This window comes from Streptosporangium nondiastaticum (assembly GCF_003011965.1).
Classification (GTDB): domain Bacteria; phylum Actinomycetota; class Actinomycetes; order Streptomycetales; family Streptomycetaceae; genus Streptomyces; species Streptomyces nondiastaticus.
In genome coordinates, this window is the sequence record NZ_PXWG01000374.1 from 1 (window position 1) to 423 (window position 423).

Consider the following 423-nt stretch of genomic DNA (forward strand, 5'->3'; position numbering starts at 1 on the left):
GTACGGGCATAGGCGAAGGTCACGAACCAGATCGCGACCAGCAGCACGAGCGCGCCGATCAGCGCCTCGACGATATTTTCCTTGAACAGCGCGCGCATTATTCGGGCCGCCATGCTTCATAGTCGCCGGTCGCGCGCGCCCGCACGCCACTGGCGTGGAGGCTGCCCGACGGCGCATGGGCCTCCAGCGACCCGGTCGGGTTCGGCTGCCACGGCTTTTCCCACGCCTTGGTGGGTAGCGGCGTCTCGCTCGGCGGGGTTGCCGACTGGCGGTGCAGCCACATGTGCCACTCCGGCGGGGTCCGGCTCGCTTCGACATCGCCCGCGAACACCACCCAGCGGCGGTCGCCCTTCTTCGAGCGGTAGTAGACGTTGCCCTGATCGTCGCGGCCGACCTCAACGCCCGACAGGCGCGTGTTCAGCC

General features: G+C 68.8%; 1 protein-coding gene. It reads right to left on the reverse strand.

Features of this window, described 5'->3' with window-relative positions:
• Positions 1 to 97 precede the first annotated feature (97 nt).
• A partial coding sequence (locus B7P34_RS36305) for an NADH:ubiquinone oxidoreductase subunit NDUFA12 (protein WP_106682297.1) occupies positions 98 to 423 on the reverse strand: 326 nt, incomplete at its 5' end.